Source organism: Pseudomonas sp. GM21, assembly GCF_000282215.1.
GTDB lineage: Bacteria > Pseudomonadota > Gammaproteobacteria > Pseudomonadales > Pseudomonadaceae > Aquipseudomonas.
This window is the reverse complement of record NZ_AKJS01000005.1, coordinates 43242-58311: the sequence shown is the minus strand read 5'-3', so window position 1 is coordinate 58311 and position 15070 is coordinate 43242. Positions and strand designations below refer to the sequence as shown.

The following is a 15070-nucleotide window of genomic DNA, read 5'->3' as shown; positions in this document are numbered from 1 at the left end:
ATGGGAACGATCGGCTTTGAACACTGCGCGTTGGCGCCAGCCGTTGATCGTGGCAGGATGTCGAGGTTATCGACCGAGACCCCTGACCATGCCGCAATCCCAAGCGAAGAATCTGTCCCTGATCGCCGCAATCGACCTGGGCTCCAACAGCTTTCACATGGTCGTGGCCAAGGCCCAGAACGGCGAGATCCGCATTCTCGAGCGTCTCGGGGAGAAGGTTCAGCTGGCCGCCGGCATCGACGAAGAGCGCCATCTCAGCGAAGAATCCATGCAACGCGGGCTCGACTGCCTCAAGCGTTTTGCCCAACTGATCAACGGTATGCCCACAGGCGCCGTGCGCATCGTCGGCACCAACGCCCTGCGTGAGGCCCGTAACCGCTCCGAATTCATCCACCGCGCCGAAGAAATCCTCGGCCACCCGGTAGAAGTCATCTCCGGCCGTGAAGAAGCGCGCCTGATCTACCTTGGCGTGTCCCACACCCTCGCCGACACCCCGGGCAAACGCCTGGTGGCCGACATCGGCGGCGGCAGTACCGAATTCATCATCGGCCAACGCTTCGAGCCGCTGCTGCGCGAAAGTTTGCAAATGGGCTGCGTCAGCTACACCCAACGTTATTTCAAGGACGGCAAGATCACCCCGGCCCGCTACGCCCAGGCGTACACCGCGGCACGGCTGGAGATCATGAGCATTGAACACGCCCTGCACCGCCTGACCTGGGATGAAGCCATCGGCTCCTCGGGCACCATCCGCGCCATTGGCCTGGCACTGAAGGCCGGCGGTCACGGCACTGGCGAGGTGAATGCCGAAGGCCTGGCCTGGCTCAAGCGCAAGCTGATCAAACTCGGCGATGTCGAGAAAATCGACTTCGAGGGCATCAAGCCCGACCGCCGGGCCATTTTCCCGGCGGGCCTGGCAATTCTCGAAGCGATTTTCGACGCCCTCGAACTCCAGCGCATGGACCACTGCGAAGGCGCCCTGCGTGAAGGCGTGCTCTACGACCTGCTGGGTCGTCATCATCACGAAGACGTCCGTGAACGCACGCTCGGCTCGCTGATGGAGCGTTATCACGTCGATCAGGAACAAGCGGTGCGGGTCGAACGCAAGGCGTTGCATGCCTTCGATCAAGTTGCCAGGGACTGGGATCTGGAAGACGGCGTCTGGCGTGAATTGCTCGGCTGGGCCGCCAAAGTCCACGAAGTGGGCCTGGACATCGCGCACTATCAGTACCACAAGCATGGCGCCTACCTGATCGAGCACTCGGACCTGGCCGGATTCTCCCGCGAGGACCAGCTAATGCTGGCCCTGTTGGTGCGTGGCCACCGACGCAATATTCCCAAGGACAAATTTGCCGAGTTCGGCGATGACGGCATCAAGCTGATTCGTCTGTGCGTATTGCTGCGTTTTGCGATCCTGTTCCATCACATCCGCGGCACCCAGCAAATGCCTCAGGTCGAACTGCGCGCCAATGGCAACAGCCTGGAAGTGCTGTTCCCGGATCAATGGCTGGACGACAACCAATTGACCCAGGCCGACTTCGCCATCGAAGCCGAATGGCTCACCCGCGTCGACATCGTGCTGAACGCTCGCTGAAATTGAAAAGGCCTTCTTCGGAAGGCCTTTTTTATGCTCGCGATTAAGCAAGCGACACAATCCCCTGTGGGAGCAAGCTCGCTCCCACAAGTTTTGCGTGTTAACGCACCGTCAGGATCGGGCTACCCAAACGCTCCAGCAGCGTGGCCTGGGCACTGCGCGGGTTCTGGTTGCCAGTCGGCGTGTTACGGACGTAACGACCGTCCGACTGCAGGCTCCAGCTATGGGTGTTATCAGTGAGGTACAGCTCCAGCTCTTTTTTGACCCGCACAATCAGCTTGCGACCTTCCACCGGGAAGCAGGTCTCGACGCGCTTGTCGAGGTTGCGCTCCATCCAGTCGGCACTGGAGAGGAACATCTGTTCGTCGCCGCCATTAAGGAAGTAGAAGACCCGTGTGTGCTCCAGGAAGCGACCGATGATCGAGCGCACATGGATATTGTGCGAGACCCCGGCGATGCCTGGACGCAGGCAGCACATGCCGCGCACGACCAGGTCGATACGCACCCCGGACTGACTGGCCTTGTACAGCGCACGGATGATCTTCGGATCGGTCAGCGAGTTGAACTTGCCAATGATATGCGCCGGCTTGCCGTCGAGGGCGAACTGGGTCTCCCGGGCAATCATGTCCAGCATGCCCTTCTTCAGCGTGAACGGCGCGTGCAGCAGCTTCTTCATGCGCAGGGTTTTACCCATGCCGATCAACTGGCTGAACAGTTTGCCGACGTCTTCGCACAAGGCGTCATCGGAGGTCAGCAGGCTGTAGTCGGTGTAAAGACGCGCGTTGCCGGCGTGATAGTTGCCCGTGCCCAAGTGTGCGTACCGGACGATTTCGCCCGCTTCGCGACGCAGAATCAGCATCATCTTGGCGTGGGTCTTGAAGCCGACTACGCCGTAGATCACCACCGCACCGGCCGCTTGCAGGCGGCTGGCCAGTTGCAGGTTGGATTCTTCGTCGAACCGCGCTCGCAATTCGATCACCGCCGTGACCTCTTTGCCGTTACGCGCCGCATCCACCAGCGCATCGACGATTTCCGAGTTGGCGCCAGAACGATACAGCGTCTGACGTACGGCCAGCACGTGCGGGTCCTTGGCGGCCTGACGCAGCAGGTCGACCACCGGGGTAAACGATTCGAACGGGTGCAGCAGCAGAATGTCCTGCTTGCTGATCACACTGAAAATGTTCTCGCTGTTTTGCAGCAGTTTCGGGATCTGCGGCGTGAACGGCAGGTATTGCAGCTCGCGCTGGCTGTCCAGGCCGGTGATGCTGAACAGACGCGTCAGGTTCACCGGGCCGTTGACCTGATACAGCTCGGACTCGCTCAAGTTGAATTGCTTGAGCAGGTAGTCGGACAGGTGTTTCGGGCAGGTGTCAGCCACTTCCAGACGCACCGCATCCCCGTAACGACGCGAGAACAGTTCGCCGCGCAGTGCACGGGCCAGGTCTTCGACGTCCTCGGAATCAAGTGCCAGGTCGGCGTTACGGGTCAGACGGAACTGGTAGCAGCCTTTGACCTTCATGCCCTGGAACAGGTCATCGGCGTGGGCGTGGATCATCGACGACAGGAACACATAGTTGTCGCCCGCACCGCCGACTTCTTCCGGCACCTTGATGACTCGCGGTAGCAGGCGCGGCGCCGGGATAATCGCCAGACCGGAATCGCGACCGAAGGCGTCGATACCTTCGAGCTCGACGATGAAGTTCAGGCTCTTGTTCACCAGCAACGGGAACGGGTGCGTCGGATCGAGACCGATCGGGGTGATGATCGGCGCGATCTCGTCGCGGAAATAACGGCGAACCCAGGTCTTGAGCTTGGTGGTCCAGTGCCGACGACGAATGAAGCGGACCTGATGTTTTTCCAGTTCCGGCAGCAGAATGTCGTTGAGGATCGCGTACTGGCGGTCAACATGACCGTGCACCAGTTCGCTGATGCGGGCCAGGGCCTGATGTGGTTGCAGACCATCGGCGCCAGCTTGTTCACGAGCGAAGGTGATCTGCTTCTTCAGGCCAGCCACACGAATTTCGAAGAACTCGTCCAGGTTGCTGGAGAAGATCAGCAGAAACTTCAGCCGCTCCAGCAAGGGGTAGGACTCATCGAGCGCCTGTTCCAGCACGCGGATGTTGAACTGCAGTTGCGAGAGCTCGCGATGGATGTACAGGCTGCTGTCATCCAGTCCGGGAATGGAAATCGCCGGGGTCGGGGCTACGGTTTCGGCCACCACCGCGGGCGGAGCGGGCTCCAGCTCCGGCGGGGTTTCGGCGATTTGCTCGACCACAGGTTGAGCCTCTTTTACAGCAACTTCAGTGAGTCCTTCGGTATTCATGGAATGTTCCTGTGAGGGCTATTTTTGCTCTCGTAACAATTGAGCGGCACGGACGGCGAAGTAAGTCAGGATGCCATCGGCGCCTGCTCGTTTAAAAGCGGTCAGGGATTCGAGAATAACCCCTTCGCTCAACCAGCCATTCTGGATCGCCGCCATGTGCATGGCATATTCGCCGCTGACTTGATAAACAAACGTCGGCACTTTGAATTCTTCTTTGACCCGGTAAAGGATGTCCAGATACGGCATCCCTGGCTTGACCATGACCATGTCCGCGCCTTCTGACAAGTCTGCCGCCACTTCGTGCAGGGCTTCGTTGCTGTTGGCCGGGTCCATCTGATAACTGGCCTTGTTGGCCTTGCCCAGGTTCAGCGCCGAACCGACCGCGTCGCGGAACGGACCATAGTAGGCGCTGGCGTATTTTGCCGAATAGGCCATGATCCGCACGTTGACGTGATCGGCCAGTTCCAGGGCTTCGCGGATCGCCTGAATGCGGCCGTCCATCATGTCGGATGGGGCCACCACCTGGGCGCCGGCTTCGGCGTGGGACAGGGCCTGCCTGACCAGCGCATCGACGGTAATGTCGTTCTGCACATAGCCGTCTTCGTCGATGATGCCGTCCTGACCGTGAGTGGTAAACGGGTCCAGGGCAACGTCGGTGATGACGCCCAGCTCAGGGAACTGCGCCCTGAGTGCGCGGGTCGCGCGCTGGGCAATACCGTTCGGGTTCCAGGCTTCGGCGGCATCCAGCGTCTTGAGCTCAGGCGGCGTGACCGGGAACAGCGCCAATGCCGGAATCCCCAGCTCGACCCACTTCGCGGCTTCTTCCAGCAACAAATCGATGGTCAGGCGTTCGACGCCCGGCATCGAGGCCACCGCTTCGCGGCGGTTTTCACCGTCCAGGACGAACACCGGCAGGATCAGGTCATCGACGCTCAGAACGGTCTCACGGACCAGTCGACGCGAAAAATCATCACGACGGTTGCGGCGCAGGCGGGTGGCTGGAAACAAACGGTTGGCGGGGGTAAAGCTCACGGCAGACTCCTGAGCTCGCGCTGGCGGGCGAGCGTGACAGTTATAAGCGATCATTATGACTAACGCATTACAGTTATGTGCACCCTGTGACAGGTAGTCGCATTCCATTGTCCTTGTAGGAAATGTTCACGTCGAGACACATTTGGACACTTTCATGAATGTGCACGGCAGGTTAGGCTGCGCGTTCATTTCGCCAGCATCCAGACAATGCTCCAACAATTTCTGCACGACTTTGGCTACTTTGCCCTGTTTCTCGGCACGTTCTTCGAAGGCGAAACCATTCTTGTGCTCGCGGGCTTCCTCGCGTTCCGCGGATACATGGACATCAATTGGGTGGTGGTCGTGGCGTTCTTCGGCAGTTATGCCGGTGATCAGCTGTGGTACTTCATGGGGCGCAAGCACGGTCGCAAATTGCTGGCGCGCAAACCGCGCTGGCAGATGATGGGTGATCGGGCGCTGGAGCACATTCGCAGGCACCCGGACATCTGGGTGCTCAGCTTCCGCTTTGTCTACGGTTTGCGCACGGTGATGCCGGTGGCCATCGGCCTGTCGGGCTATCCACCGGGACGTTATCTGCTGCTGAACGGCATTGGTGCGGCGATCTGGGCGACTGCACTGGCAGCCGCGGCTTATCACTTTGGCGCCGTGCTGGAGGGTATGCTCGGCAGCGTCAAGAAGTACGAACTGTGGGTGCTCGGCGCCTTGTTGGTACTGGGCCTGGGCCTCTGGGCGCGTCGACGTTTCAAGAATGCCCGTCTGGCGAAGAAAGTCTACGCCGACGAGCAAGCCCTGAAAGCCGCACGGGTCAATGTCGAAGCGCCTAAGACGCCAGGCGAGTGAAGCGGTTTCTGCAACAGTAGAGACCGATAACGCTGAACAGGCTGTAACTGAGCAGGCCGATCCAGCCCAGCGCGCTGGCCGGCCACAGCCCGACCACCGGCGCCAGCCACACCAGCGGCACATTCGATGCCAGCCGCAGCAGCTCTAGCTTCAACGCCCAAGAACGACTCTCCAGGGCCACGCCCAACGTAAACAGCCCCAGCGCCACCACAATCCAACCGAGCACCAACGCGGCGGTTGGCAGGCTGCGCTCCAGATTCATCAAATAGCTACCCAGCGCGATGTAGGCGCAAAACTGCAGCACCACATACAGTTGTTGACGGCTGTCCAGCGGCACCTCGAATTTACGGAAAAGACTCAAGTCAGGCTTTGCTCGTCGGGTATCTGGCTGCCACATCCGCCGGTCGCCAACCGGTGCGCATGAACCAGATCCGCAGCTTGTCCCATTTGCTCTCGGCACGCCGCGCGTCTTCCCACAACTGCACATAGAACTGCACGTTGGCCCACAACGGATTCCAGCTCGCCAACGGCGTGGTCACGCCAAAAATCACCGGTTCATTGTCGTCTTCTTCCTGAAACGAGCCAAATAGACGGTCCCAAATAATGAACACCCCACCGTAGTTGCGATCCATGTAGAGAGCGTTCTGCGCATGGTGGGCACGATGATTGGAAGGCGTCACGAAGAACCCTTCGAACCAGCCGAGTTTGGGGATGTGTCGGGTATGCACCCAGAACTGATACAGCAGATTCAGCGCAGCCACACTAACGAACACCAGCAGCGGCACGCCGAGCACAGCCATCGGCAGGTAGAAAATAATGAGGTCCATGACGCGCCCTGATCGGAATCTTGAGGACAGAGGCTAGGTGTAACCGCGTATTAACCCTATGGCAACGAGCGTCAAATTAGTGGACATTTAACGCCATGAATCTGGAGAACAACCCATGAGCAAAAAAATTGCAGTGATCCTTTCCGGCTGCGGCGTGTACGACGGCGCCGAGATCCACGAAAGCGTGATTACCCTGCTGAGGCTGGACCAGCGTGGCGCTCAGGTACAGTGCTTTGCCCCGAACATCGCGCAATTGCATGTGATCAATCACCTGACTGGTGAGGAAATGCCCGAGTCGCGCAATGTCTTGGTGGAATCGGCGCGGATCGCCCGGGGCAACATCAAGGATATTCGCGAGGCCGATGTCGACGAATTTGATGCGTTGATCGTTCCCGGTGGATTTGGCTCGGCCAAAAATCTGTCGAACTTCGCCATCGAAGGCGCCGGTTGCACCGTGCAACCCGATGTCCTGGCATTGACCGAAGCCTTCGCCGAAGCAGGCAAGCCAGTCGGCTTGATGTGCATCTCGCCGGCACTGGCGGCGAAGATTTATGGCCCGGGGGTGAACTGCACCATCGGCAACGACGCCGAGACCGCCGCAGCCATGAACAAAATGGGCGCGACCCACACCGATTGCGCCGTGACCGAAATCGTCGAAGACCGGGCGCGCAAACTGGTGAGTACACCGGCGTACATGTTGGCGCAGAGCATCAGCGAAGCAGCGTCCGGCATCAACAAAATGGTCGACCGCGTTCTTGAGTTAACCCACGAAAACGACGCCTGACCCGGTTCAAAATGTGGGAGCGCAAGGCTCAGGGTTTGCGGGTCAGCCGGGTAAGTATCCGGTCCAGCGCATTGGCAAACGCCTGCTTCTCTCGTTCGCCAAACGGTGCCGGCCCACCACCCATCTGCCCCTGTTCCCGCAGGTCAGTGAACAGATTTCGCACTGCGAGCCGGTCGCCCATGTTCTGCGCATCGAATTCCTTGCCTCGCGGGTCCAGCGCAGCCACGCCCTTCTTCACCAGGCGGTCCGCCAGCGGCACGTCGCTACAAATCACCAGTTCACCCGGCACCGCGTGTTCCACCAGATAATCATCGGCGGCGTCCGGGCCGCTCGGCACGACGATCAACTTCACCAGTGCCAGCCCCGGCTTGATCTGCGGCTGCCCCGCCACCAGCACCACTTCGTACTGACGCTTGAGGGCGAACTTTACCACCAGATCCTTGGCCGCTCGAGGGCAGGCGTCGGCGTCGATCCAGACTCGCATCATGTTTTCCTCTTCCAAAAAAAATCGTGAGCAGGCTCGCCCCCACAGGTTATACGCCATCCTGTGGGAGCGAGCCTGCTCGCGATTGTGAGCGCAGCGAATGCTGTTTAAGAAACCTGCACCCGCTGCTTCTCGGCCAGCCAACTACGGCCATACAGCACAACAATCGCAATGATCGCCACCGCCTGAGCACTCAGCGAATACGCATCGGCATGAATGCCCAGCCAGTCAAATTCGAAGAACGGCACCGGTCGGGTGCCGAAGATCCCGGCTTCTTGCAACGCTTTCACACCATGCCCGGCGAACACCACCGACAGCGCGCACAGCAGACCGGCGTTGATGCTGAAGAACAACGACAGCGGCAATTTCGCCGAACCGCGCAGGATGACCCACGCCAGGCCCACCAACATCACCAGCGCCGTGGCGCCGCCGGCCAACACGGCGTTGTGCCCCGCAGGCCCGGCCTGCAACCACAGGGTTTCGTAGAACAGAATCACTTCGAACAGCTCGCGGTACACCGAGAAGAACGCCAGGATCGCAAAGCCGAAACGCCCGCCGCCGCCCACCAGGCTGCTTTTGATGTAATCCTGCCACGCCGCCGCATGGCGACGGTCGTGCATCCATACCCCCAGCCAGAGCACCATGACGGAGGCAAACAGCGCCGTCGCGCCTTCCAGCAACTCACGCTGCGAGCCACTGACATCGATCACGTATGCCGCCAGCGCCCAGGTCGCCAGACCGGCCACCAGCGCCAGGCCCCAACCGACGTTGACGCTGCGAACAGCCGACTGTTGGCCGGTGTTGCGCAGGAAGGCCAGGATCGCCGCCAGCACCAAAATGGCTTCCAGACCTTCACGCAGCAAAATCAGCAAACCGGAGATGAAGCTCAGGGACCAGCTCAGGCCATCGCTGCCCAACAGGCCTGCGGATTCCTTCAACTTGGCCTTGGCCGTGTCTAGACGCTGCTGGACCTGGGCCACCGGCAAACCGTCCTGCAATGATTGACGGTAGGCCATCAACGATTTTTCAGTGTCTTTGCGCACGTTGGCATCGACATTGTCGAGGGAGCTTTCGACCAGTTCGAAGCCTTCCAGATACGCGGCGACAGACAGGTCATAGGCCTGATCGTGATCGCCGGCACGGTAGGCGGCGATGCTCTTGTCCAGGGTAGCGGCGGTGTAATCGAGCAATTGCGCCGGGCCACGCTTGACCTGCGGCGGTTGCGCCCGCTGCGCACGGAACGTGGCGGCGGCTTGTGGGCCATCAGCAGTCAGCACTTCCGCCGGTGTCTGACGCCCGAGGTCGGCAATGTTGTAGGTCGTGGCGGATTTTGCAGCGGCTGGATCAGCGCTGAAACTGGCGATGTAGGTCGCCAGGTCCCAGCGCTGACGATCGTCAAGCTGATCAGCGAAGGCCGGCATGTCGGTGCCTTCGATACCCTGGCCCAAGGTGCTGTAGAGCGCGTAGAGGCTCAGATGATCCAGGCGTGTCGCATCACGCAGATTGGACGGTGGCGGCGTCAGACCCACCCCCGCCGGGCCGTCACCAGCCCCCGCATCACCGTGGCACACTGAACAATGCTGGGCATACAACGGCGCACCCCGAGTCGGATCCGGGGTAATGATCGGCGCCTGACTGATTTCATAAGTTACGGCCAGCTTCGCACCGAGTTGCCGGGCCTGGCGAGCCACGTCCGCACCGTCCTGACGGGCCGCGATAGCACTGGCCAGCGAGCTGACGCCCTGCTCCAGCCCGGTTTTCTCCGGCTTGGCCGGCATCGCACCGATCAGGCCTTGCAAGGTTTTGATGGATTCCAGCTGCCCGCGGTATTCGGACTCATCGATCACCTTGCCCGCTTGCACGGTTTGCGGGTAATCCGCGCTGATGTAATCGAGCAAATGCAGCGCTTGCGGCGCGCCTTCCACGGTGTCGGCCAGCAGATTGGAACTGCATAAGGCAAACAACGGAAGTACCAGCCAGGCCAGAAAACGGGACGGGGCAGTCATGAATGAATCTCAATTGGTAATACGAAGTAACACATTGTTCCCTCCCAATGACTTTCACTCAAGCTTTGTTCGCGCGCGCCGGGGTATCTGTGCTTGTCCGGACATGAAAAAGGCGACCTCAAGGGTCGCCTTTTTTATACCTGGGTGCTTTTAAACGGCGGCTTTGCGCAACGTCGCCATGAACGCCGCCGCGCCGATGAACAGCCCGGCAAAGGTGCGGTTCATGCGTTTTTGCTGCGCGGGTGTGCGCAACAGGCGCAGCACCTTTGAGGCCAGCCCGGTGTAACCGGCCATGACGATCAAGTCGACACAGATCATGGTCACGCCGATGATCAGGTACTGGGCCAGCAACGGTGCATGCGGGTCAATAAACTGCGGCAACACCGCGAGCATGAACACCAGCGCCTTGGGGTTGCTGATGTTGACCAGAAAACCCCGGAACACCAACGCCATCGGTTTGCCAATCTGACGCACTGCCGCGTCATCGCTCATGTCGCTGGGCAACGCGCGCCATTGCTTGATGGCCAGGTACACCAGATACGCCACGCCAAACCATTTGATCGCATAGAAGGCGGAGGCTGAAGCCGTGAGGATCGCGCCCACACCGGCGCCGACAATCGCGATTTGCACCGCCAGGCCCAATTGCAGGCCCAGGGCATTCCAGTAACCGCGCCAGAAACCGTACTGCAAACCGCTGGACATCGACGCAATGGCGCCAGCACCGGGAGAAAGACTGATCACCCAGCAGGCGGCAAAAAACGCCAGCCATGTTTGAAGCTCCATTGCACACCTCGACTCAGACTCGTGACAGACGCCTAAGCTAATGCGGGTTTGGGTTGGTGACTACCAATTTTTTGCCGGATGTTGCGGCTGCCGACCAGCGTTTACAGCCTTAGACCGCCATCGTCGGGCAGCAGAAGGCCTACTTTCCAAACCCGTTGGAAGGGAAAACATCCGTCCCGCGCCAGCGGCGAACCGAGCGCTGGAAGAACAGGCTGTTAGGCACCTGAACCATGGCACTGCCGGTGCCGAGTTCTTCCGCTTCGATCAACGTGGTGTAAAGCAGATTGATCGCCACCACCCGACCTTTGACGCCGGGCTTGTCGGTGGTGTCCACCAACTCGACCACGTCGCCGAGGCGAAACGGGCCGACTGTGAAAATCAGGATCGCGCACAGCAGGTTGGAGAGCACGCTCCACATAGCGAAGAACGCGACCGCCGCCACCGCGACGAAGCCAGACAGCGCGGTCCAGAGCACCGTGGCCGACACCCCGAGGCGCTCCAGCACGAAAATCAACGCACTGCCCATGATCAGCCAGCGCAGTCCACCTCGCAGCGGCATCAGCAACTGCGGCGGAAACGGATAACGCTCGCCCAGCCGGTTCAGGCCCTTGGCAACAAAGCGCTGGGCTAAATAACCGGCCAGCAGAATCAGCAGGATCTGTAAGACGAGCCAGAGGGGATCGATCCACACCGCCGGCAACGGCAGCTTGAACGCCTCCATCAAGACAGCGCCTCCAGCTCCGCCTGCATGCTTTCCAGCTGTTCCAGCGCTTCCATCCAGGCTTCTTCCAGTTCGGCTTCGCGCACCTTCAGCCTGGCCTGTTCGGCCAGCAGATCGCGCAAGTCGTTCTTGCGCGCCGGTTCGTAGATATCACTGTCGCCAAGGCTGGCATCGATCTTCGCCAGCTTCTCGTGCAGCTTGCCCAGTTCGGCTTCCAGCTTGTCAGCCTCACGTTTGTGCGGCGCCAGTTGCTGACGCAGCGCAGCAGCGGCCTGGCGCTGGGCTTTCTTGTCGGTCTTGTCCGGATTGACCGGGGTGTTGCTGACGGGTGCGTTGCGCTGACGATAATCGACCAGCCAACGGGCGTAGTCTTCCAGGTCACCGTCAAATTCCTCGACCTTGCCGTCCGCCACCAGATAGAAATTGTCCGTGGTGCTTTTGAGCAAATGACGATCGTGGGAAACCACCAGAACTGCACCACTGAACTCCTGAAGCGCCATGGTCAGCGCCAGACGCATTTCCAGGTCCAGGTGGTTGGTCGGTTCGTCGAGCAGCAGCAGGTTCGGCCGATCCCAAGCGATCAACGCCAGGGCCAGACGGGCCTTTTCGCCACCGGAGAAATTCAGCACTGGCTCATCAATGCGCGCACCACGGAAGTCAAAACCACCGAGGAAGTCGCGCAGGGTCTGCTCACGCTCGGTCGGGGCCAGACGCTGCAAGTGCAGCAACGGGCTGGCCTTGGCATCGAGAGAGTCCAGTTGATGCTGGGCGAAGTAACCGACGACGGTGTTCTCACCACGGGTCAGGCGACCCGCCAATGGCTCAAGCTCACCGGCGAGGTTTTTGATCAGGGTCGATTTACCGGCGCCGTTCGGGCCGAGCAAACCAATGCGCGCACCAGGGGTCAGTTGAAGCTTGACCTTCTCCAGCACGGCTTTGTCGCCGTAACCCAAACGGGCATCGGACAGGTCGATCAGCGGGCTGGAGATTTTCTGCGATTCACGGAAAACGAAATCGAACGGCGAATCGACGTGGGCGGCAGACAGCTCTTCCATCCGCTCCAGCGCCTTGATCCGGCTCTGGGCCTGACGGGCCTTGGTGGCCTGGGCCTTGAATCGGGCAATATAGCTTTCCATATGCGCACGTTGCGCCTGCTGCTTCTCGTACGCCTGCTGTTGCTGGGCCAGACGTTCGGCGCGGGCGCGTTCGAAAGCGCTATAGCCGCCGCGATACAGCGTGATCTTGCGTTGATCGACGTGAGCCACGTGATCGACCACGGCATCGAGGAAGTCCCGGTCGTGGGAAATCAGCAACAACGTGCCGGGGTAACTTTTGAGCCACTCTTCAAGCCAGATGATGGCGTCGAGGTCCAAGTGGTTGGTGGGTTCATCGAGCAGCAACAGGTCCGAGGGGCACATCAATGCCTGCGCCAGGTTCAGACGCATCCGCCAGCCACCAGAGAAGTCTCCTACCGGGCGATCCATCTGCTCGTTGGTGAATCCAAGGCCGGCCAGCAGCTTGCGGGCCCGCGCGTCGGCGGTGTAACCGTCGGCACTGTCGAGTTCCGAGTGCAGGCGGGCCTGAGCGGCACCGTCATGCGCCGCTTCGGCTGCGGCGAGGTCGCGTTGCACCTCACGCAGGCGAAGGTCGCCATCGAGCACGTAGTCGACCGCCAGGCGTTCGAGCGTCTCGATTTCCTGACGCATGTGGGCGATGCGCCAGTCGGCCGGCAGGAAGCAGTCACCCGAGTCCGGGTGCAGTTCGCCCCGGATCAAGGCGAACAGGCTCGATTTGCCGGCGCCGTTGGCACCGATGAGGCCGGCTTTATGGCCGGCGTGCAGGGTCAGCTCGGCGTCTTCTAGCAGACGTTGCGGGCCACGCTGTAAAGTCAGGTTCTGAAGTCGAATCATAATGGCGGCGGAGTCTACCAGCTTCGCTCGCAACTGGCGCGAGTAGCACTATGTCCTCTGACCTGTGGAGCTTTTCCCTGACGACTTACGCCCGTCCTGGCGTTGAACGCGCTTGCCTGCAATTGCAGTCGGCAGGCGTCAATGTGTGTTTGCTGCTCTGTGGATCGTGGCTGGGACAACGTGGCGTCACCTGCAATGAACAACGATTACAGCGGCTGCGCGTCGTGGCACAACCTTGGGATGCGGATGTCGTGCAACCGCTGCGCGCATTGCGTATGCAATGGAAAGACTGCGCGACTGAGGATGCAGAACTGAAAAAGTTGCGCGAACAAGTGAAGGCCCTGGAGCTGGAAGCCGAGCGGCATCTGCTGTTGCGACTGGAGCGATCGGCACAAAACTGGCCGCAGGGTGAGGCGACCGATCTAACGGCCTGGCTGGAAGGTGTGGCGGCCGGCGCCGCCAACCTGGACCGCGACGCGCTGCATCAGCTGCGCGTCGCGGTAACCGGCACTTAGGAAGCGCTGGTCGGGGTGGTTGCTGCGATTGATGCGGCGGCCGGCGTTGGCGCTGGCGTGGCTGTCGAAGTGGCAGCTGCTAGAGCAGACGTCGCTACCGGAGCCGGGTTGGCTGTCTTGGCAACTGGCGCGGCGGCCGGTTTGGCAACGGCAGGTTTTGCAGCAGCAGGCTTGGCTGCTGGTTTTGCAGCCGGTTTTGCAGCCGGTTTTGCAGCAGCTGGCTTAGCGGCTGGTTTCGCTGCGGCTGGTTTGGCGGCAGTGGCTGGCTTGGCGGCAGCTGCGGGTTTCGCGGCAGCAGTTCTGACAGCCGGTTTAGCGGCAGGTTTGGCTGCAGGTTTTACAGCCGGTTTAGCAGCTGGCTTGGCTGCAGCTTTTACAGCCGGTTTAGCAGCGGCGGTTTTCGCAGCGGCCGGCTTGGCAGCAGGTTTCGCAGCGGCTGTTTTAGCGGCAGGTTTTGCAGCGGGTTTGGCTGCTGCGGTTCTTGCTACTGCGGGTTTGGCAGCGGGCGATTTTGCAGCCGGTTTGGCCGCAGCAGTTCTCGCAGCGGCTGGCTTGGCGGCAGGTTTCGCAGCAGCTGTTTTAGCAGCAGGTTTCACCGCAGCCTTGGCAGCAGGTTTAGCCGGTGCTTTTGCAGCAGCGGGCTTGGCAGCGGCTTTATTGGCAGGTGCCGCAGCAGGTTTGGCCGCACGCAGGGACAATGCCTTGCTGACAGCCTCTTGCACACGACCGACGCCCTGGGCCAGTTTCAGGCTTTCTTGAGCATCGCGCTTGAGTTGCAGAATGTAGCCGCGGGTTTCCGATTGACGATCCTTGAGGGCATCGAGCAATTCCTCAAGCTCACTCACCGCGCCCTTGGCTTTGGCTTGTGCCTTGGCCTTACCGGCCGCCGCAGCGTCCTGCAATTTGGTACGGGACTTGTGCAATTTTTCCTGCGCTTTTCCGCGCTGCTTTTCCAGTTTGGCGAGCAGTTTTTCAGCATCAGCCAAGGCTTGGGAACAAGCGTTTTCCAAATGCTCGAGCAGGCTGCCCGACAGTTGTTGGAGTAAGTGCAATGGGGTATTTACAGGCTTCTTGGTGGCCGACATGGTTTACCTCCTGGCTGACGTGGGTGCGGCTCATACTAGACCTCTGCTGCTACCGCCGCTAGGGCATGTTGACAGTATCGAATGCGCTGCGTTGCAACGGATAGAAAATCTTCTGCGCTTGCGCAAAACCAGTTCACCTTTGTGCGCATTCACACTGGCATAATCCACC

Annotated in this window: 12 protein-coding genes and 1 pseudogene; 4 read left to right on the top strand and 9 right to left on the bottom strand. The window is 60.4% G+C overall.

What is annotated here, in order from left to right:
* Positions 1 to 88 precede the first annotated feature (88 nt).
* Entirely contained in the window at positions 89 to 1591 is a 1503-nt protein-coding gene (ppx, locus tag PMI22_RS28340) for an exopolyphosphatase (protein ID WP_007942410.1), read from the top strand.
* Positions 1592 to 1691: 100 nt separating this feature from the next.
* Here the strand turns inward: ppx and ppk1 are convergent, their stop codons facing one another.
* Positions 1692 to 3914, bottom strand: a complete 2223-nt coding sequence (gene ppk1, locus PMI22_RS28345; RefSeq protein WP_007942408.1) for a polyphosphate kinase 1 — start codon at positions 3912 to 3914, stop codon at positions 1692 to 1694.
* Between the two features lie 18 nt (positions 3915 to 3932).
* Positions 3933 to 4946 (bottom strand): porphobilinogen synthase, encoded by a 1014-nt coding sequence (hemB, locus tag PMI22_RS28350; RefSeq protein WP_007942407.1) that lies wholly within the window; start codon positions 4944 to 4946, stop codon positions 3933 to 3935.
* Positions 4947 to 5153: 207 nt separating this feature from the next.
* Between hemB and PMI22_RS28355 the strand changes: the two genes are divergently transcribed.
* Positions 5154 to 5786: a DedA family protein gene (locus PMI22_RS28355; RefSeq protein ID WP_007942406.1), complete on the top strand. Its 633-nt coding sequence runs from the start codon at positions 5154 to 5156 to the stop codon at positions 5784 to 5786.
* Here PMI22_RS28355 and PMI22_RS30075 read toward each other — a convergent pair.
* Positions 5767 to 6601: pseudogene (locus PMI22_RS30075) on the bottom strand (sterol desaturase family protein); the annotation flags it as partial. The gene PMI22_RS28355 and the pseudogene PMI22_RS30075 overlap by 20 nt on opposite strands.
* Positions 6602 to 6728: 127 nt before the next feature.
* On the opposite strand from PMI22_RS30075, the gene elbB reads away from it, so the two are divergent.
* A complete protein-coding gene (gene elbB, locus PMI22_RS28370; protein WP_007942403.1) occupies positions 6729 to 7397 on the top strand; it encodes an isoprenoid biosynthesis glyoxalase ElbB in 669 nt (222 codons plus the stop codon).
* Between the two features lie 28 nt (positions 7398 to 7425).
* On the opposite strand, the gene PMI22_RS28375 is transcribed toward elbB, so the two are convergent.
* The 5 genes from PMI22_RS28375 to PMI22_RS28395 form a co-directional block, all read right to left on the bottom strand.
* A complete protein-coding gene (locus PMI22_RS28375; RefSeq protein WP_027926433.1) occupies positions 7426 to 7881 on the bottom strand; it encodes a YaiI/YqxD family protein in 456 nt (151 codons plus the stop codon).
* 107 nt (positions 7882 to 7988) lie between these two features.
* Entirely contained in the window at positions 7989 to 9887 is a 1899-nt protein-coding gene (locus PMI22_RS28380; protein ID WP_007942401.1) for an FTR1 family protein, read from the bottom strand.
* A 150-nt stretch (positions 9888 to 10037) separates the two neighbouring features.
* Complete coding sequence (locus tag PMI22_RS28385) at positions 10038 to 10670, bottom strand: LysE family transporter (protein ID WP_007942400.1); 633 nt, start codon at positions 10668 to 10670, stop codon at positions 10038 to 10040.
* Positions 10671 to 10809: 139 nt separating this feature from the next.
* A complete protein-coding gene (locus PMI22_RS28390) occupies positions 10810 to 11391 on the bottom strand; it encodes a mechanosensitive ion channel family protein (protein ID WP_007942399.1) in 582 nt (193 codons plus the stop codon).
* Positions 11391 to 13301, bottom strand: coding sequence for an ATP-binding cassette domain-containing protein (locus PMI22_RS28395; protein WP_007942398.1), 1911 nt, complete (start codon positions 13299 to 13301; stop codon positions 11391 to 11393). The genes PMI22_RS28390 and PMI22_RS28395 overlap by 1 nt, the downstream gene beginning before the upstream one ends.
* 50 nt (positions 13302 to 13351) lie before the next feature.
* On the opposite strand from PMI22_RS28395, the gene PMI22_RS28400 reads away from it, so the two are divergent.
* Positions 13352 to 13816: a TIGR02444 family protein gene (locus PMI22_RS28400; protein WP_007942397.1), complete on the top strand. Its 465-nt coding sequence runs from the start codon at positions 13352 to 13354 to the stop codon at positions 13814 to 13816.
* Here PMI22_RS28400 and PMI22_RS28405 read toward each other — a convergent pair.
* Complete coding sequence (locus PMI22_RS28405) at positions 13813 to 14901, bottom strand: AlgP family protein (RefSeq protein WP_007942396.1); 1089 nt, start codon at positions 14899 to 14901, stop codon at positions 13813 to 13815. The genes PMI22_RS28400 and PMI22_RS28405 overlap by 4 nt on opposite strands.
* Between the last annotated feature and the right edge of the window lie 169 nt (positions 14902 to 15070).